This window comes from Natronorubrum sulfidifaciens JCM 14089, from assembly GCF_000337735.1.
Classification (GTDB): Archaea; Halobacteriota; Halobacteria; order Halobacteriales; family Natrialbaceae; genus Natronorubrum; species Natronorubrum sulfidifaciens.
The window spans coordinates 21,098-47,639 of sequence record NZ_AOHX01000026.1 but is presented as its reverse complement, the minus strand read 5'-3'; the positions used below and the strand labels follow the sequence as shown (position 1 = coordinate 47,639).

Annotated in this window: 28 protein-coding genes; 12 read left to right on the top strand and 16 right to left on the bottom strand. The window is 64.2% G+C overall.

Annotation, left to right across the window (positions count from 1 at the left end):
- Window positions 1–141: 141 nt before the first annotated feature.
- On the bottom strand, window positions 142–876 hold the full coding sequence (locus tag C495_RS03300; RefSeq protein WP_008159991.1) for an MBL fold metallo-hydrolase: 735 nt from the start codon (window positions 874–876) through the stop codon (window positions 142–144).
- A gap of 168 nt (window positions 877–1,044) precedes the next feature.
- Here C495_RS03300 and C495_RS03295 point away from each other — a divergent pair, with 168 nt between their 5' ends.
- The 3 genes from C495_RS03295 to C495_RS03285 all read left to right on the top strand — a co-directional run bounded on the left by C495_RS03295 (window position 1,045) and on the right by C495_RS03285 (window position 4,954).
- Window positions 1,045–1,293, top strand: coding sequence for a hypothetical protein (locus C495_RS03295; protein ID WP_008159989.1), 249 nt, complete (start codon window positions 1,045–1,047; stop codon window positions 1,291–1,293).
- A 70-nt stretch (window positions 1,294–1,363) separates the two neighbouring features.
- Window positions 1,364–4,144, top strand: coding sequence for an ATP-dependent helicase (locus C495_RS03290; RefSeq protein WP_008159988.1), 2,781 nt, complete (start codon window positions 1,364–1,366; stop codon window positions 4,142–4,144).
- A 291-nt stretch (window positions 4,145–4,435) separates the two neighbouring features.
- A complete protein-coding gene (locus tag C495_RS03285; RefSeq protein WP_008159987.1) occupies window positions 4,436–4,954 on the top strand; it encodes an Lrp/AsnC family transcriptional regulator in 519 nt (172 codons plus the stop codon).
- Between the two features lie 37 nt (window positions 4,955–4,991).
- Here the strand turns inward: C495_RS03285 and C495_RS03280 are convergent, their stop codons facing one another.
- The 5 genes from C495_RS03280 to C495_RS18460 form a co-directional block, all read right to left on the bottom strand.
- Window positions 4,992–5,438, bottom strand: a complete 447-nt coding sequence (locus C495_RS03280) for a PaaI family thioesterase (protein ID WP_008159986.1) — start codon at window positions 5,436–5,438, stop codon at window positions 4,992–4,994.
- A complete protein-coding gene (locus C495_RS03275) occupies window positions 5,439–7,397 on the bottom strand; it encodes a 3-hydroxyacyl-CoA dehydrogenase/enoyl-CoA hydratase family protein (RefSeq protein ID WP_008159985.1) in 1,959 nt (652 codons plus the stop codon).
- A 138-nt stretch (window positions 7,398–7,535) separates the two neighbouring features.
- Window positions 7,536–8,630 (bottom strand): phosphotransferase family protein, encoded by a 1,095-nt coding sequence (locus tag C495_RS03270; RefSeq protein ID WP_008159984.1) that lies wholly within the window; start codon window positions 8,628–8,630, stop codon window positions 7,536–7,538.
- Window positions 8,631–8,765: 135 nt separating this feature from the next.
- Entirely contained in the window at window positions 8,766–9,491 is a 726-nt protein-coding gene (locus C495_RS03265; RefSeq protein WP_008159983.1) for an HAD family hydrolase, read from the bottom strand.
- On the bottom strand, window positions 9,491–9,616 hold the full coding sequence (locus C495_RS18460; protein ID WP_275039961.1) for a hypothetical protein: 126 nt from the start codon (window positions 9,614–9,616) through the stop codon (window positions 9,491–9,493). Before C495_RS18460 ends, C495_RS03265 begins: the two co-directional genes overlap by 1 nt.
- Window positions 9,617–9,760: 144 nt before the next feature.
- On the opposite strand from C495_RS18460, the gene C495_RS03260 reads away from it, so the two are divergent.
- The 3 genes from C495_RS03260 (at window position 9,761) to C495_RS03250 (ending at window position 12,618) form a co-directional block, all read left to right on the top strand.
- The gene (locus C495_RS03260; RefSeq protein ID WP_008159982.1) at window positions 9,761–10,537 is read left to right on the top strand and encodes an SDR family NAD(P)-dependent oxidoreductase; all 777 of its coding nucleotides are present in this window, start codon (window positions 9,761–9,763) and stop codon (window positions 10,535–10,537) included.
- On the top strand, window positions 10,534–11,538 hold the full coding sequence (locus C495_RS03255; protein ID WP_008159981.1) for a TIGR04024 family LLM class F420-dependent oxidoreductase: 1,005 nt from the start codon (window positions 10,534–10,536) through the stop codon (window positions 11,536–11,538). The genes C495_RS03260 and C495_RS03255 overlap by 4 nt, the downstream gene beginning before the upstream one ends.
- Window positions 11,539–11,631: 93 nt before the next feature.
- On the top strand, window positions 11,632–12,618 hold the full coding sequence (locus C495_RS03250; RefSeq protein ID WP_008159980.1) for an AIR synthase family protein: 987 nt from the start codon (window positions 11,632–11,634) through the stop codon (window positions 12,616–12,618).
- Here C495_RS03250 and C495_RS03245 read toward each other — a convergent pair.
- From C495_RS03245 to C495_RS03230, 4 genes are all read right to left on the bottom strand, one after another.
- The gene (locus C495_RS03245; RefSeq protein WP_008159979.1) at window positions 12,582–13,712 is read right to left on the bottom strand and encodes an ion channel; all 1,131 of its coding nucleotides are present in this window, start codon (window positions 13,710–13,712) and stop codon (window positions 12,582–12,584) included. The two genes, C495_RS03250 and C495_RS03245, sit on opposite strands and share 37 nt — an antisense overlap.
- Before the next feature lie 80 nt (window positions 13,713–13,792).
- Entirely contained in the window at window positions 13,793–14,641 is an 849-nt protein-coding gene (locus C495_RS03240; RefSeq protein WP_049890151.1) for a phosphatase PAP2 family protein, read from the bottom strand.
- A 110-nt stretch (window positions 14,642–14,751) separates the two neighbouring features.
- Entirely contained in the window at window positions 14,752–15,663 is a 912-nt protein-coding gene (locus C495_RS03235; RefSeq protein WP_008159977.1) for a type IV pilin N-terminal domain-containing protein, read from the bottom strand.
- A gap of 66 nt (window positions 15,664–15,729) precedes the next feature.
- Complete coding sequence (locus tag C495_RS03230; protein WP_008159976.1) at window positions 15,730–18,549, bottom strand: AAA domain-containing protein; 2,820 nt, start codon at window positions 18,547–18,549, stop codon at window positions 15,730–15,732.
- Window positions 18,550–18,733: 184 nt separating this feature from the next.
- Between C495_RS03230 and C495_RS03225 the strand changes: the two genes are divergently transcribed.
- Window positions 18,734–19,282, top strand: a complete 549-nt coding sequence (locus C495_RS03225) for an SPW repeat domain-containing protein (protein ID WP_008159974.1) — start codon at window positions 18,734–18,736, stop codon at window positions 19,280–19,282.
- A 96-nt stretch (window positions 19,283–19,378) separates the two neighbouring features.
- Here C495_RS03225 and C495_RS03220 read toward each other — a convergent pair whose 3' ends face one another.
- A complete protein-coding gene (locus tag C495_RS03220; protein WP_008159972.1) occupies window positions 19,379–19,624 on the bottom strand; it encodes a hypothetical protein in 246 nt (81 codons plus the stop codon).
- A gap of 122 nt (window positions 19,625–19,746) precedes the next feature.
- Between C495_RS03220 and C495_RS03215 the strand changes: the two genes are divergently transcribed.
- Entirely contained in the window at window positions 19,747–20,298 is a 552-nt protein-coding gene (locus C495_RS03215; protein ID WP_008159970.1) for a hypothetical protein, read from the top strand.
- A 56-nt stretch (window positions 20,299–20,354) separates the two neighbouring features.
- Window positions 20,355–20,765 carry a nuclear transport factor 2 family protein gene (locus C495_RS03210; RefSeq protein ID WP_008159968.1) on the top strand — a complete coding sequence of 137 codons (411 nt, stop codon included), beginning with the start codon at window positions 20,355–20,357 and terminating at the stop codon, window positions 20,763–20,765.
- A gap of 435 nt (window positions 20,766–21,200) precedes the next feature.
- Here C495_RS03210 and C495_RS03205 read toward each other — a convergent pair whose 3' ends face one another.
- Together C495_RS03205 and C495_RS03200 are read right to left on the bottom strand one after the other, a co-directional pair.
- Window positions 21,201–22,163 carry a zinc-dependent metalloprotease gene (locus C495_RS03205; RefSeq protein ID WP_008159966.1) on the bottom strand — a complete coding sequence of 321 codons (963 nt, stop codon included), beginning with the start codon at window positions 22,161–22,163 and terminating at the stop codon, window positions 21,201–21,203.
- Window positions 22,164–22,205: 42 nt separating this feature from the next.
- A complete protein-coding gene (locus tag C495_RS03200; protein ID WP_008159963.1) occupies window positions 22,206–22,502 on the bottom strand; it encodes a hypothetical protein in 297 nt (98 codons plus the stop codon).
- A 114-nt stretch (window positions 22,503–22,616) separates the two neighbouring features.
- Here C495_RS03200 and C495_RS03195 point away from each other — a divergent pair, with 114 nt between their 5' ends.
- The 3 genes from C495_RS03195 to C495_RS03190 all read left to right on the top strand — a co-directional run bounded on the left by C495_RS03195 (window position 22,617) and on the right by C495_RS03190 (window position 24,336).
- Window positions 22,617–22,844 (top strand): LSM domain-containing protein, encoded by a 228-nt coding sequence (locus C495_RS03195; RefSeq protein ID WP_008159961.1) that lies wholly within the window; start codon window positions 22,617–22,619, stop codon window positions 22,842–22,844.
- Window positions 22,841–23,017 carry a 50S ribosomal protein L37e gene (locus tag C495_RS17175; protein WP_006064639.1) on the top strand — a complete coding sequence of 59 codons (177 nt, stop codon included), beginning with the start codon at window positions 22,841–22,843 and terminating at the stop codon, window positions 23,015–23,017. The genes C495_RS03195 and C495_RS17175 overlap by 4 nt, the downstream gene beginning before the upstream one ends.
- Window positions 23,018–23,142: 125 nt before the next feature.
- Entirely contained in the window at window positions 23,143–24,336 is a 1,194-nt protein-coding gene (locus C495_RS03190; protein WP_008159959.1) for a threonine synthase, read from the top strand.
- 90 nt (window positions 24,337–24,426) lie between these two features.
- On the opposite strand, the gene C495_RS03185 is transcribed toward C495_RS03190, so the two are convergent.
- The 3 genes from C495_RS03185 to C495_RS03175 all read right to left on the bottom strand — a co-directional run bounded on the left by C495_RS03185 (window position 24,427) and on the right by C495_RS03175 (window position 26,438).
- Entirely contained in the window at window positions 24,427–24,687 is a 261-nt protein-coding gene (locus tag C495_RS03185) for a hypothetical protein (RefSeq protein ID WP_008159957.1), read from the bottom strand.
- 146 nt (window positions 24,688–24,833) lie between these two features.
- Complete coding sequence (locus C495_RS03180; protein WP_008159955.1) at window positions 24,834–25,550, bottom strand: DUF502 domain-containing protein; 717 nt, start codon at window positions 25,548–25,550, stop codon at window positions 24,834–24,836.
- Between the two features lie 39 nt (window positions 25,551–25,589).
- On the bottom strand, window positions 25,590–26,438 hold the full coding sequence (locus C495_RS03175) for a proline dehydrogenase family protein (RefSeq protein WP_008159953.1): 849 nt from the start codon (window positions 26,436–26,438) through the stop codon (window positions 25,590–25,592).
- Between the last annotated feature and the right edge of the window lie 104 nt (window positions 26,439–26,542).

Sequence of the window (26,542 nt, the reverse complement as noted above, 5' to 3'; positions counted from 1 at the left end):
GGCTATATACTTCGTTCGGATACCGTTGTTAGGTGTGGCTGTCGGTGCCATTGCACACATCCGGCGGTGTCGGTGGCCACGGCGCAGACGATGTCCAGTCCAAAAGAGCGAATCGTCGAGACGAACCGTACCGTCCCGTGGTTACTCGATCGAGATCGTTTTCAGATCCTCGGCGAATCGCACGTCGCCGTCGTAGTGGGCACCGATCGACTCGAGCATCTCGTCGTGACGGCCCTCGGTGTGTGGATACAGATGCGTCAGGTAAACCCGTCCGATCTCTCGGCCGGCAAGTGCCGTGCCGAGCGTTTCCGGTGTCGGGTGGTTCGAGACGTCGACGTCGTCGGGGAACGAACAGTCGTGTGCCAGGATTGCCGAGCCTTCGGCGAAGTTTGCCAGTCCGGCAAACGCCTCGGTGTCGCCGCTGAAGGTGAACAGATCGCCAAACCGGTAGGCCAGACACGGCAGCGAATGGCGCGTTTCGTAGGCCGAGACGTCGAAGCCAGCGACGGAGAACTCGCCAGCGACGACCTCCCGAACCTGCAGATCGAGTTTATCCTGCATGTACTCGTGAACGTCGAGCAGGTCGTCGACCAGTGCTTTCGTTCCCTGTGGACCGACGACCTCGAGGTGGTCTTCGCCGGCGAGCCAGCGGGCTTTCATCAGCGGCAGCAAGTCGGCGACGTGATCGAGGTGATGGTGAGTCAACAACACCGTCGAGATCCGCTCGTAGCCGACGCCGGATTGCTGGAGTCGGTGCAAGACGCCCGAGCCACAGTCGACGAGCAGCGTTCGACCGTTCTCCTGTACGAGCACTCCCGTCTGGAAGCGCTCACCAGTCGGCATCGCGCTCCCGGTTCCGAGAAAGGTGACACGCATACGGGGTCCTCGGACGGCCTCCCCGATAAGGGTAGCCTCTTTCGGATCGTCACTCACCACGACGATACTCGAGTATGCTAGCACAGCACAATGGATATCAATGCCCACAGGCCCGTATTCGGCGAGGGGTTTTCGATGATGGACGCCCTACATTCCTGTAGAAGGACAGTGCCATCGCTCGAGTACTACGACAAACTCTTGCTCGCCATCGCCGGGAGCCTCGCGTTCGGACTGGCGATCGGTGTCGCCACATCCGTCGCGCTCGAAGTCGGGCTTGCCGGCGGTGCGGTGTTTGCGACGTTGTTCGTCTACGATGCGATGTTTCGCAACCCGCCGCTGCCGACAACGGGTGCCAGAGCCGCCGTCCTCGTCTGGCATGTGTTCGTCATCGTCGCGATCGCGACAGCGATCCTCTGACGACGACACAGGGTTCACTTTCGCTCCGGTGGGCAAACCCTCTTACATACCCGTCCCCCAGACGACGACAATGGACGGGAGTGTGCGCCAATCGGTGCTGGACTCCGACGCCGAGTTGCCGTTCGATCCCGACGCGGTCACGATCGAGGACCGCGACGTCTTTGCGTTGCTCGAGCCCGCCGTCCAGCAGTGGTGGCTCGAGGCTTTCGGCGAGTACATCCCCGAAAATGAGGGCTTTTTCACACCGCCACAGCGGGGGGCGATCCCGAAGATTCACGAGGGAACGAACACCCTGATCTGTGCGCCGACGGGCAGCGGCAAGACGCTTGCGAGCTTTACGTCGATTCTCAATGCGCTGTTTACCACGGATCGGGATTCGGAGGACGGCCTCGAGAACTCGGTCTACTGTCTCTACATTTCGCCGCTGAAGTCACTCGCCAACGACATCCACCGGAACCTCGAGGTCCCCCTCGAGGGAATCGAAGACATCGTCGCGAGCCGAGACGACGACGAAGAAATGGGCGAGATCCGCCATGCCATCCGCCACGGCGATACGTCCTCGAGCGACCGTCAGAAGATGCTCGAGGAGACGCCCCACATCCTCAACACGACACCTGAAACGCTCGCGATCCTGCTGAACTCGCCGAAGTTCCGCGAGAAACTGCGCACCGTCGAGTACGTCATCGTCGACGAGATTCATTCATTAGCGGACGGCAAACGCGGCACTCACCTGTCGGTTAGCCTCGAGCGACTCGAGGCGATGGCCGAAGGCGAGATCACCAGAATCGGCTGTTCGGCGACGGTCGATCCGCTCGAGGAGGTGGCCGAATTTTTGGTCGGGCAGGCAACGCCGGGTGGCGACGCTCGTCCGTACGACATCGTCGACGCCCGCTTCGCTCGCGAGTTCGACATCGAACTCGAGTGTCCGACCGACGACCTGATCAACACCTCCCGCGAGGTCGTCCAGGAGCGGTTTTATCGCCAACTGCACGACCACATTCAGGCCCACACGAACACGCTCGTCTTTACCAACACGCGCTCGGGTGCCGAACGCGTCTTACACACCCTCCGCGAGCGCTTCGACGCCTACGACGAGGGAAACTCCGGCTGTCATCACGGCAGCCTCTCGAAAGACGTTCGTCAGGATATCGAAGGACGACTGAAAGACGGTGACCTCGAGGTCGTCACCACCTCGACGAGCCTCGAGTTGGGGATCGACATGCCCCACGTCGATATGGTGATCCAGGTCGGCTCGCCGAAAAGCGTCGCCGCGTTGCTCCAGCGGGTCGGCCGCGCGGGCCACCGCGTCGGCCAGACCGTCACCGGCCGGGTGATCGCCCTCGATCGGGACGAACTGCTCGAGTGTGCAGTCATGCTCAAAAAAGCCGACGAGGGGTTCGTCGACTCGGTGTCGATTCCCGAGAACGCCCAAGACGTCGCCGCCCAGCACGTCTACGGGATGGCGATCGCGGAGATCCGCCCGGAGGCCGACCTGAAAGCGACTTTGAAGCGGGCCTACCCTTACCGGAACTACACTGATGCCGAGTACGAGTCGTTGATGCGGTATCTCACCGCCGAGTACGCCGGCCTCGAGGATCGAAACGTCTACGCGAAGATCTGGCGCGATGAGAACGATCCGCCCGACGGCGAGCACCACCACGAGGCGTTCCCGGTCGGCGAACCCCTGATCGGCAAACGCGGCCGGCTGGCGCGGGTCATCTACATGACCAACATCGGGACGATTCCGGATTCGTTCACCTGCGATGTCTCCACGCGCGCCAGCGACGAGTGGGTCGGCCAGTTAGACGAGAACTACCTCGATACGCTCGAGAAAGGCGACGTGTTCGTCCTCGGCGGCGACCACTTCGAGTATCGCTACCGACGCGGCTCGAAGGTGTACGTCGACCGCACGAGCGCCCGCCCGACTGTCCCCTCGTGGTACTCCGAACGGCTGCCGCTGTCGGTCGACCTCGGCCGAGAGATCCTCACGTTTCAGGCTGCCCTGCTCGACCACTACGAGGCGGGTGGCCCACCACGCGTTCGCGCCTGGCTCCGGGAGTTCCCGCTAGACGACGACAGCGTGCGCGCGATCGCCCGGCTGTTCGACCACCAACTCCAGTACGCGGGTCCCGAGAGCGTGAGCACCCACGACCGACTCGCCATCGAGGTCGTCCGCGACCGCGAGGAGTACGAACGCCACTACTACGTTCACTCGGCGTACGGCCGCAGGGTCAACGACGGCCTCTCGCGGCTGTTCGCGTACCACTGTGCCCAGCAGGCGACCGCCAACGTCCGTGTCGCCGTCGCGGACAACGGCTTCGTCCTCTCGATGCCGTTGAACCGAAAAGTCGACCTCAAGGGACTCATCGACGACCTCGAGGCCGACGACGTCCGCGAGGATCTCCGGCAGGCGATTTCGGGCACGGACCTCCTCCAGCGCTATTTCCGGATCAACGCGACGCGGGCGCTGATGATTCTCAAACGCTACAAGGGCTACGAGAAATCGGCGAGCGAACAGCAGGTCTCGAGCGAGATGTTACTCGGTTTCGCCGAGGAACTCGAGGAGTTCGCCGTCATCGAGGAGACGTACCGGGAGATCCTCGAGGACAAACTCACCGTCGGCGAAATCGAGCAACTCGTCGGCGCGCTCGAGGCTGGCGACCTCGACGTTTCTCGACAGCTGCACGATTCGCCGACGCCGCGGGCGTTCGGGCTGGCGACGCTGTCGGCCAGCGACGTCGTCCTTGCCGAAGACGAAAGCGCCGCCTTACAGGCGTTTCACGAACACGTCCTCGAGGAGATCGGCGACGAGTCGGTGCGAGGGCTCGCGACTGGGACGGGCGACGAGTAGCCAGTCGATCGACGCTGTGCAGTCGGCGGCACACCTCCGGAATTGGTTACCAATGGAAGCACTCTCCCGAACTGATTTTGTGTTGGAAATCGAAGTGCGGATATGTCACCACGGAAATTTGTCGAGCCAGTCGGACGACGTGTCTGTCGTGGCCACAGGCGCAGAACTGCCCGTCGTCGGCACTCGCTCAGTCAGGTCCTGACCTCGAGAGGGTCGGCTGGCTGTCGACAGCGACCGACTGCTCTGGACGGAACAGATGCATACTAATGACCCACCACACTGCACACTAATATGACCGACGGCGAACGCCCAAACTGGGATTTCAAGGACCGCGATATTGCCATCCTGTGTGAGCTTGCGAACGATCCACAGCTCTCCTCGCGAGAGTTGACGAGCGTGCTCAAATCGGAGTACGATATCGACGTCTCCCACGTCACCGTCAGTGAATCGATCCGGCGGATGCGCGACGAGGGGGTCTTCCGGGAGGCGATCATCCCCAACGAGGAGTACTACATCTTTGCGCTGTTCGAGTTCAAGTTCAACACGGAACACTTCGAAGAGAGCTGGCGTAATGCGATGGAACACATCCAAGGGGACAAACACACCCTGTTTTTCTTCCTCTCGGACGGGGAGTACCAGTGGAAGACCGTCATGATGTTTCGCAGCCGCGAACAGATCTCGAAGTGGATTCACAACTGCTACAAGGAGTACGGCGACGTCATCGCGAACATTCGCAACTCGTCGGTCCACAACGTGTTGAAGTTCCAGACCGACCCACAGATCTACAAAGACCTTCACGACGAGCAGTGAGTGGGACCTGAACCCGCCGAGGGTTAGCCATCCCGGCTCAGTCGCCGGGCCGGAACAGCCGGTAGGTAGTGCGTCCGACGGCTGCCTCGCCGTCGGCACCGGTGACCGACACGTCGGTGACGCCGGTCGTTCCGCCAGCGCGAATCACTTCCGCCCTCGCTCGGAGGTCACCCGTCGCCGGCCGAAGGTACGAGACGTTGAGATCGGTCGTCGTCAGCCGCGCCGTTGCCGGCTCGTCGAACGTCGTTCGGAGGGCGAACGCACTCGCCGTGTCGATCAGCGTGGCGACGATACCGCCGTGAACCGGATCGTAGCCGTCGCTTCCGACCGGGTTCTCGAACTCTTCGTTGTGTTCGACCTCGAGGACCGCCGTCCCGTCCTCGAGACGAACAACGCTGACGTCGAGCCACGAGAGGTAGCCGTGCTGGTCGACGAACGAGCCCCACTCAGGCCAGTCCGTTGACTGGCTCGGTTCCTGCGCCATTTATTTCCCCTCGAACTCGGGCTCGCGGTCCTCGGCGAAGGCCGTCGTCCCCTCTAAAACGTCTTCCGTACTCGCAAGCAACCCGAAGCCCTGACTCTCCATGGCGATGGCGGCGTCGAGACTCGCGTCTTCCCCCTCGTTCATGACCTTCTTGGCGACCTCGAGGCCGATCGGCGGGCCGGTACGGAGGTCGTCGACGAACTCGTCGACAGTTTCGTCGAACTCGTCGCGGTCGACTGAGCGGTTGATCAGCCCCCAGTCCTCGGCGCGGTCGGCGTCGATGTGATTGCCCCGGAAGACCAGTTCCTTCGCACGGGTCTCACCGAGCAGCCGCAGCAGGCGCTGGGTTCCGCCGCCGCCGGGAATCAATCCAAGAGTAATCTCAGGCGCGCCGAACGTCGAGCGCTCGGTCGCGAGGCGCAGGTCACAGGCGAGTGCAAGCTCTAAACCGCCGCCGAGACAGAAACCGTCGATCTTCGCGAGGACGGGCCGCGGGAAGTCGTTGACCGTCTCGAACGCCGGCGTGACGTCCATCAGGTCGGTCGGCTCCGCGCCGGCGAAGCCGCCGATGTCGGCCCCGGCGCTAAACGCGCGGTCGCCCGCGCCCTCGATCGTCGCACACCGCACGTCGTCGGTGTCGATCGTCGAGAACAGGTCGTCGATCTCCTCGAGTAACTCCGAGGAGAGCGCGTTCATCCGCGAGGGTCGATCGAGTTCGACCTGCAGAACGCCGTCTTCGAGTGCGACGTTCAGGTGGTGGTAGGAGTCGAGGTCGCCGTCGTCGCCGTCGTACTCGTAGAAGCCAGCGCCGGCGTCCTCGCCGGTTTTCCCCGCGTCGACGAGTTCCTCGAGGGACGGATGGGGCTCGAACCGGTCGTCGCCAGTTGCCTCGTGGAGTGTCTCGAGTTTCTCGAGCACCCGCTCGAGCCCGAGTTTGTCGGCACGACGGCAGATGCCCTCGGGGAAGCCCAGTCCGAGTTGGACGCCGGTGTCGACCGCCTCGGGAGTGGCGACATCCTCGCCGACGAGGTACGCCGCGCGATTGATCATTCGGGCCTCAACGCGGAGCGTGTCGAATCCCTCGCCATCCCCGCGCTCGTAGTCGGCACCGTCGCCGTCCTCGTAGTCGTAGTAGCCGCGACCGGTCTTCCGGCCGAGTGCTTCGGCCTCGACTTTCTCCGCCATGACCGGCGGGATCTCGTCGCCGGCCTCTTTGCGGACGTGGTAGCCGACGTCGATCCCGGTCAGATCGCCGAGTTCGAACGGTCCCATCGGGTAGCCCCGCTGGTGGACCATCGCGGCGTCGGCCTGCCGGATCGTCGCCTCACCGTCGGAGACCATCCACGCGGGTTCGCCGATGAACGGCCCGACGATGGTGTTGACGACGAAGCCGCGGACGTCCTTGCGGACGTAAATCGGCGTCTTGTCGATCGATTCGACCCACTCGGAGCCGGCCTCGGCGGCGTCGTCGCTCGTCCGCTCGCCGTAGATAACCTCGACGAGATCCATCTTCACCGGCGGGTTGAAAAAGTGCAGGCCGAGGACGCGCTCGGGTGTGTCGACGACGTCCGCGATGTCCGAGATCGGTAGACTCGAGGTGTTCGTCGCGAGCAGCGTCTCCTCGTCCGTATACCGCTCGAGGTCGCTGAAGATGTCGTGTTTCAACTCGAGGTTCTCGGGTGCGGCCTCGATGACGAGGTCGGCATCTGCGACGGCCGCCTCGAGGTCGGTCGTCGTCTCGATCCGCGCGAGGATCTCGTCGGCGGATTCGTCGAGTCGATCCTTCTCCTCGAGTTTCTCGAGGCTCCAGGCGATCGCGTCGTAGCCGTCCTCGACGAACTCGGGTTTGATATCCCGCATCGAGACGTCGTAGCCGGCCATTGCGGTTACTTCGGCGATTCCGTGACCCATGTTCCCCGCCCCTAAGACGGCGACGTGGTCGATGTTTCCGAGTGACATGGTCGTGTGCTCGAGCGGGACGCTCTTAATACCACCGACGATAGGTTACCAATGTTAAGCACGAAGTCAATAGAGATACAGCTCGTACGCGGGGTCGGGCGTCTCGTGAACGTCAGTAACAGAGACTGGCGCAGTGGCCTACAGCGGCTCGTCACCCTCGATGATCCGCATCGCTCGAGCGGTCAGCGCCGGGACGCGGGCCTCCATCTTCGGGTAGATCGGGTTGTCGCTGTTGCCCTCGAGGTAGCGTCGGAAGAACATCTCGCCGAGGGCGGCCAGTTTGTAGACGGCGAGTGTCCGGTAGAACCGCTCGTGTTCGAACTCGAGGCCGGTGTGGGTTTCCCAGCGGTCGACGAGTTCGACCCGTGTCGGATACCCTTCCCGTTCCATGAACCGACTGGTGAGTTCGGGCATCGACGGCGCGGGGTCTTTCGGATCGCGCCAGTAGGACAGCATCCAGCCCAGATCGGCGCGCGGATCGCCGAGCGTGGCCATCTCCCAGTCGAAGACCGCGACGAGTGCCGGCGACCGCTCGGCGTTGTCGTCGGTCGCGCGATCGGCTCCTCCCGTTCCGAACATGACGTTGTCGAGTTTGTAGTCGCCGTGAACGAGCGTGTGGGGGTGCTCCTCGGGCACGCTGTCGCGGAGCCAGTCGCCGACCGCGTGAAGATCCGGCACTGCCCGCTCGTCTTCGGTGACCTCGAACGCCCACGATAGCTGTGTCCCCCAGCGGTCGACCTGTCGCTGCGTGTAGCCCGCGGGCCGGCCGAACTCGCCGAGGCCGACCGACTCGTACGCCACGTCGTGGATTTTCGCGAGCGTGTCGACGAGTTCCTCGCCGATCCGTTGACGGTGTTCGGACGCGGCAAACCGATCGGGTTCGTCGTCTCGGAGGACGTCACCCTCGAGTCGCTCCATGACGTAGAAGTCACTCCCGATGACGTCATGGTCCTCACAGGCCAGTACCGGCTCGGGAACGGGAACGTCGGTCTCGGCCAGCGCCGCCGTGACGCGGTACTCCCGAAGGACATCGTGGGCCGTGTCGGCGGTGTTTCCCGGCGGTGGGCGACGGAGCACCAGGTCTCGATCGCCCCACTCGAGAAAGAGCGTCTCGTTCGAGTGTCCTTCTCGGTGGCGGTCGATTTCGTAGTCGTCGACCGCGCCGAGGTGGTCCTCGAGGTGCGCAACCAGCGACGGTTCGTCGACCAGCCGCTCGTAGTAGCTGTCGCTCATGTGGGCTGGGGTGTCGGTACGACGGCGACGACCGGATCACAATACGAACTCAGCATCTGTGTTCGGTACTACCACGTCACTACTTTACGAAAATAGTTTCGCCGCCTTCTGTGCTTACATTGTTCGCAACGAGCGTCAGCAGCCGTCGTCGTCGATGATCTCGAGGACGTCTTCTGGCGACTCGATTCGATAGGCGACGGCCGGCCCGTCGTCGGCCCCGAAGGCGACGCCGTGCATTCCCATCCGATCGGCCCCGTATACGTCGTGGTCGTAACGATCGCCGATCATCAGCGATCTGCTAGGGTCGACGTTGGCTTTCTCGAGGGCGGTTTCGAACATCGCCGGATCGGGTTTCGTCCGGCCGACCTCCTCGGAGGTGGTGATCGAGTCGAAGCGCTCGCGGACGCCGAACTGCGACAACATCCACTTGCCCTCCTCGTCGTCGACGTCGCTGATGACGCCGACGTGGAGGTCTCGCTCGGCCAGTGCCGTGATCGTCTCGACGGCACCCGGCACGGGTTCGATCGACGACTGGACGACGTCTTCGAACGTCGACAGCCACGCCCGTTTCGGGATCGGTTCGGCGGCGAGTTCGTCGATCCCCTTCTCGTAGGCGTTGCGTGCGGCCCGAAACTCCGTCCCCTCGCGCTCTCGGAAGTGGTTTCCGACGGCCGACCGCCACGTCGCCGTCGCCTCCTCGACCGTCGTCTCGAGGTCGTGTCGCTCGACGAGCGTGGCGATAAACGCCTCGTGGGCCTCCCGGACGGACTCGAGGTCGAGGATGACACCCCCGATGTCCCAGAAGACGGCCTCCCACTCGATGCAGTCGGGATCGCTCGCGCTCGAGTCGCGTTCGGCCATCAGTCGGCCCTCTGACTCATCGTTCGATCGCCAGTGACGGGCGGTCGCTCGAGTCGCGTGCCGTCTGCGGCGTTCTGGTTCCGAATCGAGCCCTCGAGTCGGGTGGGTAGGGTGTCGCCTGTCATAGTGATCTGTCGTCTGTCTGTGGCAGTGATTGCCGCGCACTTAACGCTGCGGGATTCATACCCATCTTTATTAACAAACTCTCCATACACTCGAGTGGAACTAACAATGGTAACACAGATACCTCGAAGCGTCGGTGGTTGCGCGTGAGCACCGCTCAGTTCGGCATCGACGGCGAGACCGCCATCGTCACCGGGTCCTCGAGTGGGATCGGGCGGGCAATCGCACGGCGGTTCGCCGAGGACGGCGTCGACGTCGTCGTCTGCTCGCGCGAGCAGGAAAACGTCGATCCCGTCGCCGAGGAGATCAACGAGGGCGACAGCCCCGCCCGGGCGCTGGCGGTCGAGTGTGACGTGACGGATCGAGAGGCCGTCGAGGGGCTCGTCGAAGCCACCGTCGAGGAGTTCGGCAGCCTCGATGTGCTGGTCAACAACGCCGGCGCGTCGTTCATGGCCGCGTTCGACGACGTCTCGCCGAACGGCTGGCAGACCATCGTCGACATCAACCTCCACGGCACCTATCACTGCACGCACGCCGCCGCGGCACACCTCAAAGACGGCGGCGGCACCGTAATCAACTTCGCGAGCGTCGCCGGCCAGCGCGGCTCGCCGCTGATGAGTCCCTACGGCGCGGCCAAAGCCGCCGTCATCAACCTGACGACGACCCTCTCCAACGAGTGGGCCCACGACGACGTCCGCGTCAACTGCATCGCCCCCGGCTTCGTCGCCACGCCGGGCGTCGAGAGCCAGATGGGCGTCTCCGCCGACAACATCGACCGCGAGGCAGTCGCCCGACGGATCGGCACCGTCGAGGAAATCGCCGACATCGCGCAGTTCCTCGCGAGCCCCGCCGCCTCATACATCGTCGGCGAGACGATCACCGCCGGTGGCGTCCCCCAGATTTCGGAGGAGTACGAGGTATGACCGACCGAGACGTCCACCTGCCGGTCGCTGCACAGCCGACCGTCGACTCGATCGTTGACTACACCCAGCGGGCCGAAGCCGGTGGCTACGACTGCGCGTGGCTCCCCGAGACGTGGGGTCGCGACGGCGTGACCGTCCTGACAGCGATGGCCGAACGCACCGACGAAATTGATATCGGCTCGAGCATCCTCAACACCTACTCGCGCTCACCTGCCCTGTTGGGCCAGACGGCAGCAACGTTACAGGAACTCTCCGAGGGCCGTTTTCGACTCGGCCTCGGCCCGAGCGGCCCCGTCGTCATCGAAAACTGGCACGGCCTCGAGTACGGCAACCCGCTCAAGCGAACCCGTGAAACTGTCGACATCGTCCGGCAGGTGCTCTCGGGCGAACCCGTCGACTACGACGGCGACGAGTTCGACCTCTCGGGCTTTCGACTGCGCTGTGCGCCGCCGGAACCCACCCCACCGATCGAAGTCACCGGGATGGGGCCGAAGGCCGTCGAACTCGCCGGCCGCTTTGCCGACGGCTGGCACGGCATCATGCTCACCCCCGATGGCGTCCGCGACCGCCTCGAGGACATCGAACGCGGGGCAGAACTGGGCGAGCGCGACCCCGAAGACGTGCAGGTCACGACCGGCGTGACCTGCTGTGTGCTGGACGATACTGATCGTGCCCGCGACCTCGCCCGTCAGCACGTCGCCTTCTACGTCGGCGGCATGGGCACGTTCTACCGCGACGCCCTCGAGCGTCAGGGCTACGACGAGGCCGTCGAGATCCACGACGCCTGGCAGGCAGGCGACCGCGAGCGCGCACTTGACTGTCTCGGCGACGACCTGCTCGACGATCTCTGTGCCGTGGGCGACCCCGAATCGGCTCGCGAGAGCCTCGAGCGCTACGAGGCCGTCGACGGGATCGACGCCATCGCCGTTAGCTTCCCGCGCGGTGCGACCGAAGACGAGGTTCGACAGACGATGGACGCGGTGGCACCGGACGACGCCTGAGCGTCGACCTCGACCAGCCGCGGTGTGTTTTTTGACGGATACGCTCGAGCCGACCCCGACAGCTACAAACCCCCAATCCACCCAGTTCGTGGTATGCCCGGCAAGGTGAGCCCGGACGACTTGCTCGACCACGTCTTCGGCCGGACGGGAACGGCCGCCGACGACGAGACAGTGCTACAGGGACCCGCGGACGGCGAGGACGCCGCCGGAATCGCAATCCCCGGCTGCGACGAGACGCTCGTCGTCAGCTCCGATCCCATCTCGCTTGCGGCCTCGCAGGTCGGCACGCTCGCCGTCCGCGTCGCCTGCAACGACGTCGCCGCCTCGGGTGCTGACCCGCGCTGGCTGACGGCCGTCATCATGCTCCCCGACGAGGACGCGCCACTCGAGACAATCACGCACGACCTCGACGCGGCCGCTCGAGACGTCGGCGCGTCGATCGTCGGCGGCCACTCGGAGTACGTCGACCAGCTCGAGCGCCCACTGCTGTCGCTGACGGCGATGGGGATGGCCGAATCGTTCGTCCCGACACACGGCGCTGAGCCCGGCGACAGCGTCGTCCTGACGAAAGCCGCCGGCCTCGAGGGCACCGCTATCCTCGCGTCCGACTTCGGTGACGACCTCGATGTCGACGACACCATCTGCGAGCGCGCCGCGGAATTCGTCGACGAGATCAGTATCGTCGATGACGGCCGTGCGATCCGCGAGTACGCCACCGCGATGCACGACCCGACCGAGGGCGGCGTCGCCGCCGGCGCACTCGAGATCGCCCGCGCCTCCGACGTTCGACTCGAGATCGCCCGCGACGCGGTGCCGATTCGCGAGGAGACCCAGCAGCTATGCGAGGCGGCTGCCGTCGATCCGCTGCGGATCTTCGGCTCCGGGGCCTTGCTCGCGACTGTGCCGAGCGAGGCCGTCGACGACTGCCTCGAGTCGCTCGCCGAGGCAGGCCTCGAGGGAGCCGAAATCGGCACGGTTGGCGAGGGCGCGTTCGAACTCGTCCTCGACGGCGAGTCGATCACCGAGCCGATCGAAGACGATCTCTACCCGCTCTGGGAGGCGGCCGACGCTGAGGCCTGATCGGTGGGGCTGCTGGCTGCCAGCACCGCGTCGATGACCGTCTCGATGAGGATCGGGTCGGGTGCGACGACGATGTCCGCCCCGAGACGAGCGAGCGAGTCGCCCGAAGCAACGGCCACGACTGTGGCGTCAGTGTGTGACTGGACGGCAGCAATGGCGTCGCCGGCATCGGTTCCAGCAACGAGCACCGCGTGACACCGCTCGAGGCCGGCTCGCTCGAGCGTGTCGCCGTCTGTCACCTCGGCGACGAACCTGCTGACGTCGTCAGGCAGGCTCGACACTGCGTCCTCGCGTGTGACGACCGTAACCGACGCGTGTCTCGCAAGCCCCTCGATTACGGGTGCAAGCGCTGCATCGCCGTCGAGGACGACGATCTGTGGCGTGTCTCCGTCCTCGGTGTCTGTCGTCGTCATCGCGCGCCGGCCGGTTCGCTCGAGGTGGGCCTCGAGTGCGGGTTGGAACAAGCTGCCGGCGGCCGCGGCGATAGCCGCGGGCCCGAGGATGGCCAACGAGATGGCAAAGAGGCGGCCCGTCTCAGTGGCCGCGTGGACGTCGCCGTAGCCGACCGTACTCGCGGTGACGACGGTGAAGTAGACCGCGTCGACGACGCCATCGACGCCATCGAACTGTCCGCGGAGCGCGTACGCCCCAGCGGTGCCATAACAGAAGACGCCGACAAGCGCCAGCAGTGCACCGATCTGAGTCGCAGTGAGATGACTCGAACGGCCGAATCGTTGACTCGTGGCCACGAGCACGACGAGGCCGCCGACGGAGAGGACGACGAGCGGCACCGAGAGCAGTCGGAACTGGACGATGCCGTGAGCCAGCGACAGGCCGACGAGGCCGACGGCGGCGACGAACGCAACTCGGTAGCCGCGTCGCATTCCCCACGCAGCGATGAGCAAGGCGAAGCCGATGATGGTCCCGCTGAACTCCGCAACCGCCTGCAACGTTCCGAGGACGCCGGCTGCCTCGACGGCGGGGTCCGTGAGAATCGCCACGACACCGGTCGCGATCGACGTCAGCGCGACCGCGACGACGAGCCAGACCGCGACCCGAACGCTGAACCGATTCGGGTGTACGGAGTCGAGCATAGCGAGTTCACACCGTCGACGGCGGTAAATCCCCAGTCGCTTCTCACCGGGCGCAAGATGGCCGCCTGCGTCCAGACCGCCTACGACCCGAGCGGTGTTGCGCCGACGAGATCGGTGCCGAGTCGGCTGACGATAATCGGGGCGACGACAATCCACGCGACGAGCACAGCATACAGTGCGACGAGTACCGGCGTCGTTCCGACGAGTGATTCGACGACCTGCAGGCCTGCGACCACGCCGCCGCCGACGACAGCGAGGACGACTCCCTCGAGTCGCGAGCGAAGGTCGGGAAGCTGGTCGATTCGACCGGCCGTGAGCAGGCCGCCGACCGCCCCACCGACTGCGAGGAGCGTGTCCTCGCTGGCACCGGTGACGTAGACGGCAGGGACTGCGAGGACGAGCGCAACGGTGAAGCCGGCCGCCGGCACGCCGCGAGTGAGCCGGTTCATCGCGGCGATGAAGACGACGCCGAGTATCGCACCGACGATCACATCACCGAGGTAGTGGACCCCGAGAACGACTCTCGAGAGCGAGATAGCGACGATAAGCGCGCCGACACCGACGACGGCCCACGGCTCTCGAGCGCGGTCGGACACCGAGAGCAGGCCGCCGTAGACGACCGTCGCCGCGAACGCATGGCCACTCGGAAAGCCGTACCCCTCGCGTTCACCGGGGAGTGCGACCAGCATGGCGTCTTCCGGCGGCCGTGGCAGTTCGAGCAGCGACTTCAGGGCCAACAAGAACGCGAGCCCGGCGATCGCGTAGCTGATCACCAGTGCACTCCGCCGTCGGTCGCCCCACCAGAACAGCAATGCCAGCAGCCCCATCAACACCGACACACCACCGAGTTCGGTGAGCATGACCACGACATCTGCGTACTCGGCCGGGATGGCGTCACGGATGACTGCACTCTCGTCTGCGAGTCGCATCATCTGCACTGACGGTCTCGAAACGATAAATATCCCGTTGGACAGCGGTCAGCGAGGCGTCAGCACGACGCCCACTCGAGCGACGGGGCTGAATACTCCCAGCGGAGCTGTCAACGCCGAACCGTCGTCGATGTGAGCACGGCGGTCTCGCCGTTTGCTTCGTACAGCACCCGGAGCGCAGCCCCAGCCGGTACGTCCTCGAGTGTCGCCGTCTCGCCCGCAGCCACTGTCTCGACGTCGAACGGGTCCTCGATGCGTTCTCCGTCGACATCGACGGCCACGTGATCTCCCTCGAGGGTATCGCCGGACGCGTGGGTAATCTCGACGACGGGATCGCTATCGGTTCCGTGGTCGATGTCGAACGCAACCTGTGGTGTCGCTGGCACAGTATCGCCGTCCAGTTGGCGAATCCCGACAGCCGTCTCCTCACTATCGCTTCGCTCGAGTGCGTCCCGGCCGCCGTCGACAACGACGAGACTGTCGATATCGGCAGTCGATTCCCTGGCGAGATGCGACACGCCAGCCTGCAGTTCGGTAAACGAGGCCGCACGCTCGTCAGTGATGGCGTTGTCTTCGATGGTCACGACCTCCCAGTCGGCGTGATCGACGAACGCCTCGTTCGCGAAGACGTGATACGTAACGCCGTCATCGCCTATCTCCGGTGCGATGTAGGCCGTCGGAACCTCGCTGCCGAGATCGCGGCTGACCCGCAGGCCGTCTCCCCCTGTTTCTGTCCCCTCGACGACGGCTGAAAGCGAAAACTCCAGTTTTGGGTCCGCCAACTCGATCTGTCGTCCATCGTCGCTGACGGTCACGCCGTCGACGAATTCAGGATAGTCCACGACGGCGTCAGCCGTCACCGCACCAGCCAGCGGACTCGAGTCAGTCTCATCGGTGTCGTCGCCGTTGCCGGGCTCTGACTCCCCAGTTCCCACGGCAGCGTCGTCTAGACAGCCAGCGACCACGCCTGTGACGACCGTGCCAGCGCCAGCAAGCAGTCCTCGTCTCGAGAATTTCGTCATGTATGAAATAGGTAGAAAATAAATACATATGCGTTGCCATCTCCAGTCGGGAGCCAGCGCGTCGAGCTACGTGCGCGCCCACTCGAGCATTCGCGCATAGACCGGATCAGACGAAAGCGCCGCCGGATCGCCGACGAGCACGAGCGCGCGTTTCGGTCGGGTCAGCGCGACGTTGATGCGTCGGTAATCCTCGAAGATGGGTCCCTCGAGCGTTCCCGTCGCAGTAAAAGAAATGATGATGACCTCCTGACTCGAGCCCTGAAAACGGTCGACCGTATCGACGGTGACGTCGTCGGGCACGTGTCTCGAGAGTTCGGAGACCTGCGCCCGGAAGGGAGCGATAACGCCGATTTCGGATCGCTCGAGGCCCGCGCGCTCGTAGGTTTCGATCAACTCGGCGATCCGGGCTGCCTCCTCGCTGTCGGTGTACTGCCCGCCGTCGCCTTCGACGTCGACGAACGTGACTGGGTCTCGTCGTTCCGGAGGGAGCGCGTCTCTGGAGACGCCCGCGAGATCGTCCAGCGTCCGACCCGCGACCTCGGGTTCGGCGGGTCGAAGCTCGCCGTCGTAGAACTCCTTCGAGGCGAAGGCCTGAATGCGCTGGTTCATCCGGTACTGGCGGTCGAGCATGACGCCGGCCTCGGGATGGCAGTCGATGAGCCGTTCGAACAGCGACTCCGTGAGGTCGTTTTCGGCGCGGACGACTGGCGGCAGCTGTTCGTGGTCGCCGACGAGGACGAATCGCTCGGCGAGATTGATCGCCGCACAGGTCCCCGGCTCCGTCAGTTGGGCGGCCTCGTCGACGAGCGCGACATCGAACGCCTGCTCTTTCATCACTCGAGAGCCACAGGTCGCCGTCGTCGCGGCGACGACCTGTGCGTTCTGGAGTTCGGCGACGCGGTCTTCAGGGTCGCCCGAGCGCTCGAGGCGATACGGCTCCATATCCTCGCGGATGCCGCTCTCGGAGCCGACGCGGACGACGGAGACGCCTTCGCCGTCTCCAGATCGTTCCGTCTGCGACTCAACGCCGTCCTCGAGTTGCTCGAGCAAGGCCTCGAGGGCGTTGTCGACGGCTCGGTTCGTAAACGCAGAGAGCAGGACGCGCTCGCCGCGTTCGACCATTGCGCGGATGGCACGGGCGATGGTGTAGGTCTTGCCGGTGCCCGGCGGCCCGTGGATCAGCGCACAATCCCGTGCGCCGACGGCTTTCGTCACGGCCTCGTTCTGGGCGGCGTTGTTGTCGATGAACGTCTCGTCGACGCCGCCGGTTTCACCGGCTCTGTTTCGGTGCGTCTCCGACGCACCGCTCTCCTCGAACTCGGGGGTGGCCCGTCCGAACAGGATGTCCTTGCGGCGCTCGTCGCCTTTGAGCAGCGCGTCGTGCATCGCAACCAGCAGCCGGTCGGTCGTCAGTTCGGAGGGGTAGACGTCGAGACGCGTGACCTCGACGGGCTCGTCGGCCGTCAGGACGACTTCGTCGTCCAAGCGCTCGATCGTTGCAAGCTCCGAGTTCCCACGCACTGGATGGCCGTCGCTCGCCAAGACGAAGTCGCCTTCCCGAATCTTCGAGTTCGCGCTACTCGTCCGGCGGGCGCGAAGCTCCCAGCGACCGCCCTCGAGCGGGCGTTTCTCGACGAACTCGAGGTCGATCAGCGCCCGGTCGTCGTCGGCGCGCTCCTGGGCGTCCTGTTCCCAGAGTTTGGCGTACTCGCGGTGGACCTCCCGGCGTTCTTCTTCGATCGCCCGATAGAACCGATCGAAGTACTCGCGTTCCTCCTCGGGTAGCGGCGTTGCGATCTGGCCGGCTTTCGACTCCTGATCGAGCCGGCCCGAGACGACCATACAAGTGTCTTGTTCGAAACAGTACTCACACTTCGCCGAGCCCTCGTAGCCGGTCGGGATGTCGCCGGCGATTTCCATCGCCGCGAGTTCGTTGCGCTGGCGGACGACGAACTTCAACAGGCCGTCGCCCATCGTGAACTCCTTTGCCGGGGTGAGATCGCCCGTCTCCTCGTTGCGATCCAGCGCCGAGTTCTTCGTGTAGAGCAGCGTCCCGTGATCGACGTCGCCGCCGTGTTCTTCGAGCAAGAGCGCATAACAGGCCGCCTGCACCTTGTCTTTGAACCGCGGCTCTTTTTTCAGGTTCTTGCCCGTCTTGAGTTCGACCGGCGAACCGCGACGAATGGCGTCGGCCCGCCCGCGAATGCCGAACGTTTCGCTGATGAGCAACTGCTCGGAGCGCCAGCTATCTTCTTCAGTTAATCGACCCTGCTCGAGCCAGCCTTCGATCGCTGTGGCGTTCTCTCTGACCTCCTCGGCGACGGCCTCGGGTGTCTCGCCGAGCAAGCCGAGCTCGAGGCCGCGTTCGTCGACGCGGGCGTCGATCGACTCCTCGAGGTCGCGTCCTCGCAAGAGGTCGCCGAAGACCTCGTGGACGAGCGTCCCCTTGACGACGGGGTAGTTCAGCGGCACGCCCGAGAGCTTGTTCAGATAGTAGAGGCGAGGACACTGCACCCAGTTGCGGATCGCCGTCACGTTCACCAGAAAGCTCGGCTCGACGACGACGTAGGAGTCGCCCGTCGTCGCATACTGGGTCTCGCCCTGATACGTCTCTTCTTTTGCGTCGGTGACGAGCACCTCCAGCCCCGGCTCGAGGTAGTCGGCCGACTCGGCCCACTTGTTCCACAGGGTGACGGTCGTGGTCTCGTGATCGGCTGCCGGGTCCGACGCCGCACCGTCGCCGTCTCGAGCGAGCGGTGTGGTCTGTGTCCGCTCGCCGTCTTCGGTAGCCAGTCGCAGCGGCACCTCGGCGAGTTCGCTTTCCCCGTAGCTCGTCGACACCGAGCGCGCTTCGACCTCCCCCGCGACGATTCCGCGTATGTGCACGACTGATCGTCACGGGCCGCGCCGGCAAAAACGCTATCGGTCACGGACGGACTGCGCTGGTCGCGAGGCCGTCATGGGGGTGCAACTGACGGAGACAATAATACCTGATTACCTGCGAGCCACGCCGCTCCATACTGGAACAGTCGGCGACGTTTTTGCACGACCACGGCTACGCCCCAGTCGCATGACCGACTCGAACAGGGACGACCGTGAGCGAGAGCCAGCGCACGGAACTGACGGTGAAATCGAACACGAAGCGCACACACCGTCACCAGCCGCCGACGTCGATGCTGGGACCAGCGCCGACGATCTACCCGACCGGCAGGAGCCTCGAGATGGGGCTGCGATCGCGGACGAAGAGCGGCGACGCAAGGCACCGGTGTTCAGCGCCCTCATCGCCGCGCTCGGCGTCTGGGTCGCCGTTTCGGCGCTGCTGGTCGATATCGCCGCGGCGTTGCTCTGGAACAACCTGCTGGTCGGTTCGGCCGTCTTCATCGCCGCCGGCTACAACGTCTACCAGCTGTCGAACGACGTTCCACTCAGCACTGGCGTCGCCTCGCTGGTCGCGGTGCTCGGGATCTGGCTGATCATCTCGCCGGCGCTGCTCGAGATGGTCGATCTGCTGTTCTGGAGTACGCTCATCAGCGGACTGCTTATCGCCGGCTTCGCAGGATACAACGCCTACAACGCTCGCGGCGCACGACGGGTCGTCGCCGAATCCACGCGGGCCTGAGACCGGCTGTGGTCCCGACCACGGGCGACGAGGTCGGTGATCGGCGGTCACTGACGCCAGCAGTCCGTCTGAGCGGTGTCTCCGGCCTGCGTCTCATCACCGGCGCAGTTCGGCCTCGAGTTGCCGAAGTCGGTGTTCGGTAGCGTGATGGCGCGTTGCGATGACGGCAAACCCGATCATAACGACGGCAAACGAACTCGAGACGAGCGGCGAAACGCCGTTGACGTAGCTGTTCGTGAGCTGTCCGACGGCCAGTGCGAGCGGGCCGAGTATGAGAAGGGCGCTTTTGGCTGGTGTCGCACGAAACAGTTCGACGAGCGAGGGAGACTGGCGGACGGACATGGACAAACGGTTCGTACCCGTTCTTCGGGGGTGTCGTCGTATCCCTTTTGGTTCGGCGACGGTCCCAGCGGCCGTTCACCGTGACCGATACGTTCATTCTGCCGGCCTCACAACCACTATCCATGCGGATTCGCGAGTGGCAAGACATACTCGAGGACGTCACCGAGCGGAACGTCGATCCCGAACACTGGCGCGCCGTCGCCGGTGACCGTGCCGGCGGCGTCGGCGAGGACATGTATCTCGCCCACCCCCGCGCCGGGGTCTTCTTCCTGAAAACCTACGCAAAAAACCCCTTCGAGGTGCGCGGCGTCGGCACGCAGGTCGCACGCAATCTCGACGACGAAATCGGTTCGTTCCTCCCCGAACGGGACGAGGGCGGGCGCTTTGCAGTCCAGTCGCCACCCGAAGACGAGGATCAGGCCGAAACCGTCGGTAAGCGCCTCGAGACCGTTCTCGAGACTCACGCGGACGCGCCGACGCGTCCACAGGATCTGTTCGACGACGTGATGGAGGCCATCGAGAGCCCCGCGTTCGGCCCGATGGCCTACGACCAGTACGACCGGCCCGACGAACTCGAGGACCTCTCGGAGCGATTCGAGGAGGCTGACGACTTACTGAGCGCGGAACTCGACGACCTGATCGAGACCGACGAAGTCGACCGCGGCTTCATGTAATCAGCCGGCGTCTGTCGCCGGTGGGCCTTTTGAACTGGACGTCGACAGGGGACGGTATGAGCGACCGCGCCGAAACCGTCGTCCGCGACTACTACGAGGCGCTTCGAGCCGGCGAAGCGCTGTCTCCGTACTTCCTCGAGGACGCGTCGACCGTCAAGTTCGGCATCAGCGAAGCGCTGTTCGGCTTCGAGGCGGTCAGCAAGGCCTTGTGCGAACAGACCGAGACGACCACGGCGTGGACTGTCGAAAGTCACCAGCTCGTCGTCACTGAACGCGACGGCGTCGCCACGTTTGCCGATGAGGTGACGATGGCGTGGATGGATCTCGACGCCGACGAGCGCCGGCGCTTCGAGACGCGTTGGAGCGGGACGCTCGTTCGGGTCGGAGACGGGGAGACGGCAGCCGCCGACGGGGACGACTGGCTGTTCGCGACGATGCACGTCAGCGCGGCTAACGAGCTATCGTAAGCAGTCGATGGGAGCACGATTTTCATTCAGAATGCTGCTTACAACCCAGTGGGGTGGCTTTGATAGTTACGTCTGCGAGTGGAACACTACGGAACTGTCGGGCATCCGCGAGCGAAGCGAGCGGTTCTCCGCCGGAGCGGGGTGAAACCCCGCGACGGCGGCCTTTTGGCATCAACGGGNCTGTCGGGCATCCGCGAGCGAAGCGAGCGGTTCTCCGCCGGAGCGGGGTGAAACCCCGCGACGGCGGCCTTTTGGCATCAACGGGTTTTGCCGGGGGTTGAGGTTGGCGTCTGCGACGCCAGCCGATGCCCCCGGTAAAAGAGGTTGCTGAACTTGCCGCGAGTTTCGCGAACAGTTCTGAATAATGAACTTGTATTATCAGCTACTGCTCGCGAAAACACGACCCACGAATCCGCGCAGAAAAGACAGCCGTCGTTAACGCTCGATACGCCGCAGCCACAGCCTCGGCTGGTCGAGTTCGTCGTGTGTCGGGAGGTTCTCGGGCCCTTCCCAGACGAGACTCGCCGTCTCGAGGTCGCGTGCGTCGACGACCGTCTCGAAGAAGTGTTTGCCGCGTTCGTACTGTCGCTCCTTGAGGCCGAGGCCGAGCAGCCGTCGGAACAGCTGTTGGAGCGGGCCACGCCCCTGTCGGCGCTGGTCGAGTTTCCGACGGAGATCGGCGTACTCGTCGTCGAAGGCGTGGTCCATCAGAAGTTCAGCATAGCCCTCGACGACGGTCATCGCAGCATCGAGTTCGCGGAACGACTCCCGGCTGAGCGACCCGTTCGAGAGCGCCGTGATGCCGTTTTCCATGCGTGCCTCGAGGTGCTCGGACAGCCATGGTGCAGCGCCGAACTCGGCGGCGTGGGTTACCTCGTGGAAGGCAATCCAGCGCCGGAACCGGTCGGCGTCGACGTCGAGTTTGTCGGCGGCGTTCAGGATGTTCGGCCGGACGAAATACAGCGCGTGGTCGTCATCGGGCGTCTCGGCGAGTAAGAGGGGGTCGTACTGGCCAAGCACGTTTCGGCCGAGGAACGCGAGGAGCACCGTCATCGTTCCGGTGTTGATCGTTCGGGCGACGCCGGGGAACGTGCCGGTCTGGACTTGATTTTCGAGGGTGCCCATGACGCGTTCGAACGTCGCGATGTTGGCGTCGATCCAGTGGTGGCGGTTCTGGATCTCGATCGTGTCGGGCACGTCGAAGTCGGCACCTGACACCGTTCGGATGGCGTCTCGAGCCTCTCGAACGTCGCGTGCGTAGGCCTCGCGCTCGGCGGGCGCGACGTCGAGCGACCCCGGTTCAGTCGCTGCCTTCGCAGCCTCGGCAGCCGACCGCCAGTCGATCATATCGTCACCGGACGCCCCGGCGACGGCCTGGGCGCTACGATAGAGATTCACGAATACGGATACGGGAAGCAGGCGCAAAAGCGTTCGGTCAGGTTAGTTGACGATGACGTCGGGCTCTGCTTCCGCCTCGAGGTCCGACTCGTCGTCGCCGCGGAACTTCTTGGCGGCAACGGCGACCCCGACGAGAACGACGAGTGCGACGATGGCACCGATGGCTTTGCCGCCGGAGTCGTCGGCCGCGGTGGCCTCGTCGTCGGTGTCGAGTTCGCTCTCGGTGTCCGTCGCCGACTCGTCGTCGCCCACCGGCAACGCGTCGCCGAGTGCTCGTGGGCCGAACTGGGTCTCGCCGTCGAGATGCAACTCGATAAAGGTGAATTTCTTGTCTGCCATGCACAGACGTGCAACGAGTGGCCACTTAGCCGTTGGGTTAGCTCACGTGACATGAGAGGATTTTCCGGACGACGGACCGGTACGATTAAGTGTCCATCACCTGCGCTCTTTCGTATGAGTGGACGACCGCTGGACGTCCTCGAGGCGTCGCTTGGCGAACGTGTCACGGTACGACTCAAGAGTGGCGATGAGTACGTCGGCGACCTCGCTGGCTATGACCAGCACATGAACCTCGTGCTCGAGGACGTGACGATCCCCATTGGGGACGAAGTCGAATCGGAGTCGCCGGCCGAAGACACAACCATTATACGCGGCGATAACGTCGTTTCGATCACTCCATGACTGGCGCAGGAACCCCGAGCCAAGGAAAGAAGAACAAGACGACGCACACGAAATGTCGTCGCTGCGGAGAGAAGTCCTACCACACCAAGAAGAAAGTCTGCTCGTCGTGTGGCTTTGGCAAATCGGCCAAACGCCGCAGCTACGAGTGGCAGTCGAAAACCGGCGACAACTGATCCCTTATCCTGCCGTTTTCGCTTCTGCTTTCTTCGTCGCGAGTAACAACCCTCGTTGTCACTGACGGCGACCGCGTGAACCCGCCGATGGACAATCATTTGTCCCGGGCCGCGAACACTCGAGTATGGAGACGACGGACGCTTTTGTCGGCCTCGAGTGTGTCGACTGTGAGGCGACCTACGACGCCGCGGACGAATCACACCGGTGTCCCGACTGCGGCGGGATGCTCGATCCAACGTACGACTACGACGCGATCGACCTCGACCGCGAGACACTCGCCTCGCGACCGTTCGACTCGCAGTGGCGCTACGCGGAACTGCTCCCGTTCGCCCGCGAGTCGGCGGTGACGACCGGTGAGGGGGCGACGGCGCTGGTCGACTGTCCCGACCTCGCTGCCGAACTGGGTGTCGAGCGTCTGCTGATCAAAGACGACGGCCGAAATCCGACGGGTTCGATGGCGGATCGTGGCCAGTCGCTGGCGCTGACGGCGGCCAGCCAGCACGACGCGACGGACGTCGTCCTCGCCTCGACGGGCAACAGCGGGCAGTCCGCGGCCGCCTACGCGGGGCGGGCGGGCCTCGAGTCCCACACCTACGTCCCCTCACGCTCGAGTTTTTCGAACAAGGCGATGATCAACGTCCACGGCGGCGACATGAACGTCGTCGGTGGGCGCTTCGGTGACGCCGTCGGAGCCTACGAGGAAGGGCTGGCCGAGCACGACGACTGGTACTCGATCCAGTCGTTCGTTACGCCGTATCGCCACGAGGGCGCGAAGACGACGCTGTACGAAATCATCGAGGGACTCGAGTGGGACGTTCCCGATATCGTCGCCTATCCGACGGGCGTCGGCGTCGGCCTCGTCGGCGCGTACAAGGCCGCGACGGAGCTGCAAGCGCTCGGGCTGGTCGAGGAGTTGCCGGCGCTGTACGCCATGCAGGCGACCGGCTGTGCGCCGATCGTCGACGCCGTCGAGAACGATCAGAACGTCCACGAACCGGTCGAGACGCCCGACACCATCTGTGGCGAACTCGAAATCCCGGACCCACCGGCGAGTGAGCGGGTGCTCGAGGCGCTCACCGAAACGGACGGTGGGGCCGTCGCCACCGAGGACCGAGAAATCCTCGAGGCCGGCGTCCAGATCGCCAAACACACGGGTCTCGAGCTGACGCCGAGCGCGGCGGCGGCTGCAAGCGGCGTGTGGGAACTGTCCGAACGCGGCGCGTTCGACGGCGACGAGACGGTCGTCATCGTCAACACCGCTGCGGGGACCAAAGAAGGCGACGTGTTGCGCAGCCACCTGATGAGCCAGGGCGTCTAGGCCACCTCGAGCGCTGTTTCTACTCGTCAGTCGTGATCTGGCTGGCGGTCAACCGTCGATCAGCGAGGACCGAACCGGGTGGTCCGATCGTCACCGCTCGGTGGGTCGGTCGGGCTCGGCTTCGGGTTCAGTAACGTCGTCGTAGATGTCGATATGGTGGATCGCACTCGGCGAGAGCAGTCGGTCGCCCTCGAGTTCGATCCAGCCGTTTGCGTGGACGACGATCGGACCGGCATACAGCTCCTCGTCCGCGTCGGCGCCGTCGTAGATGATGACATCACGATACGCCTGCGTGAGCGGGTTCATATCGTCCGTGACGATCGCGTCTCGTGAGAACGGCGGCGGGAACATTGTCACTCCAGAAGGAAAATCCACTGGCATATAACTGTACTGTTGCTGACACGGATTCGTGCCGTCATACGGACTTTTGTAACTGGTGACCGATGTCCCTGCAAATGGGTCGCGGTTGCATCGGTACTGCCGTACAGCAATCCGTCTCAGTCGTCGTCGGCGTTTTCGGCTTTTCGGTCGGCGATGCGCCCGGCTTTCGCCTCATCGACGACGTCGATCGAGACGCCGGCGTCCATGCCACGGTTTCGGTTTGCGTCACCGAATCCGGCGCTCAACACGCGCGTCAGGGCGTCTTCGACGTCCTCGTCGAGTTCAGTGATGCGGTCGGATTCGACTTCGATGACAAAGCCGGTCGTGATGTTCGGTGACGTTGGCAAGAACAACACCTCACGGCCGTCATCAGTCGTCTTTCCGGTTTTAAACGCTGTCATCCGCAACCCGTCCCACGTCTCGAGTTTGACGGGTTTCTGGAGCGATTCCTGTTCGCCGAAGGCGGTTTCGGCGGCCATCTTCGAGGCGTTGTAGACGACGCGCATGACGGGGACACGGTTTGCAATGTTGTCGACGAGTCGTTCGACGAGGCCGCCGACGGTCGTCCGCATGAGATAGCCGACGGAGAAGGTGAGAATAACGAAGACGGTCAACGCGACCACGACGCGGAGAAACTGTGCGAGCTGTTCGCGAGTTTGCTGGGCCTGCTCGCTATCGCCGGGGATCAACGACTCGAGGGCTTCGGCCTCGAGAATGAGTCCAGGCGTCATCCCGGCGATGAGTCCATAAAGCCAGTAGATGACGTAGAGTGTGACGAGAATCGGGCCGAGGACGATCAGCCCACTCGCGAAATCTCGCTTCCACGAAGCCATGTACTGAAACTCTCACTAGGGGCTAATGAGCCCTTCCCTTCACCGCCCGACGATCGCTCGGAGGGCGAATCGGATGTTTTCGTTCCGTTCGGTCATCCGTCGATAGAAGTACGATTTCCAGCGGTCGCCGTAGGGGACGTACTGGGAGACTGGGTACGACTCGGCGAGGTCGAACTGTGTGGTTTCACGGACACCCATGAGCATCTGCATCTCGAAGTCGGTGCCGTACTCGTCGTGGAGTTCAATCGCGTGGTCGATCATCGCTTGATCGTGGCTGCCGACGCCGATGCCCCCGTCGTACCGTTCGAAGGCGTACTCGAGGAGGGCCTTGTACTCCCGGTCGACTCGAGCCGACTGCTGGTAGGCGACGGCGGCCGGTTCGTCGTAGGCACCCTTGACGAACCGGACCTTGCCGGGAACGTCCGCGAGCCGCTCGACGTCGTCGCGGGTCCGTCTGAGGTTCGCCTGTACGCAGACGCCGACCCGATACTGGTCATCGTCGCCGTACTCACGGGCGAGGGCCTCAAAGGCGTCGAGGGTTGCGTCCGTCGTCGTGTGATCTTCCATATCGATCCAGACGAAGACGTCGTGATCGACCGCTGTCCCGACGACGTCCGCGAGCGTTTCGCGAAAGACATCCTCGCCGAGGTCCAGCCCCAGCTGTGAGGGTTTGACCGAGATGCAGGCCTCGAGGTTCGATCGTGCGATGTCACCGGCCAGCGCCCGATACGCCGCGGCGTCAGAGCGGACCGGCGGGCGATCCTCGTAGTGTTCCCCGAGCAGATTGACGATCGCCGTGACGTTCCGTCCGTTGAGCCTTCGGACGTGATCGAGCGCCTGTGCCGGGGATTCACCGGCGACGAAGCGGTTTGCGATCGGCGGGATCATACCGACCTGTTCGACCGCCATCAGTAAGGACGTTTGTACGTCTCTCAGACTGATGTGGACGGCGGCACCGAGCGAGCCTCCTCCAGTCCCGTCTCGAGGAGCAG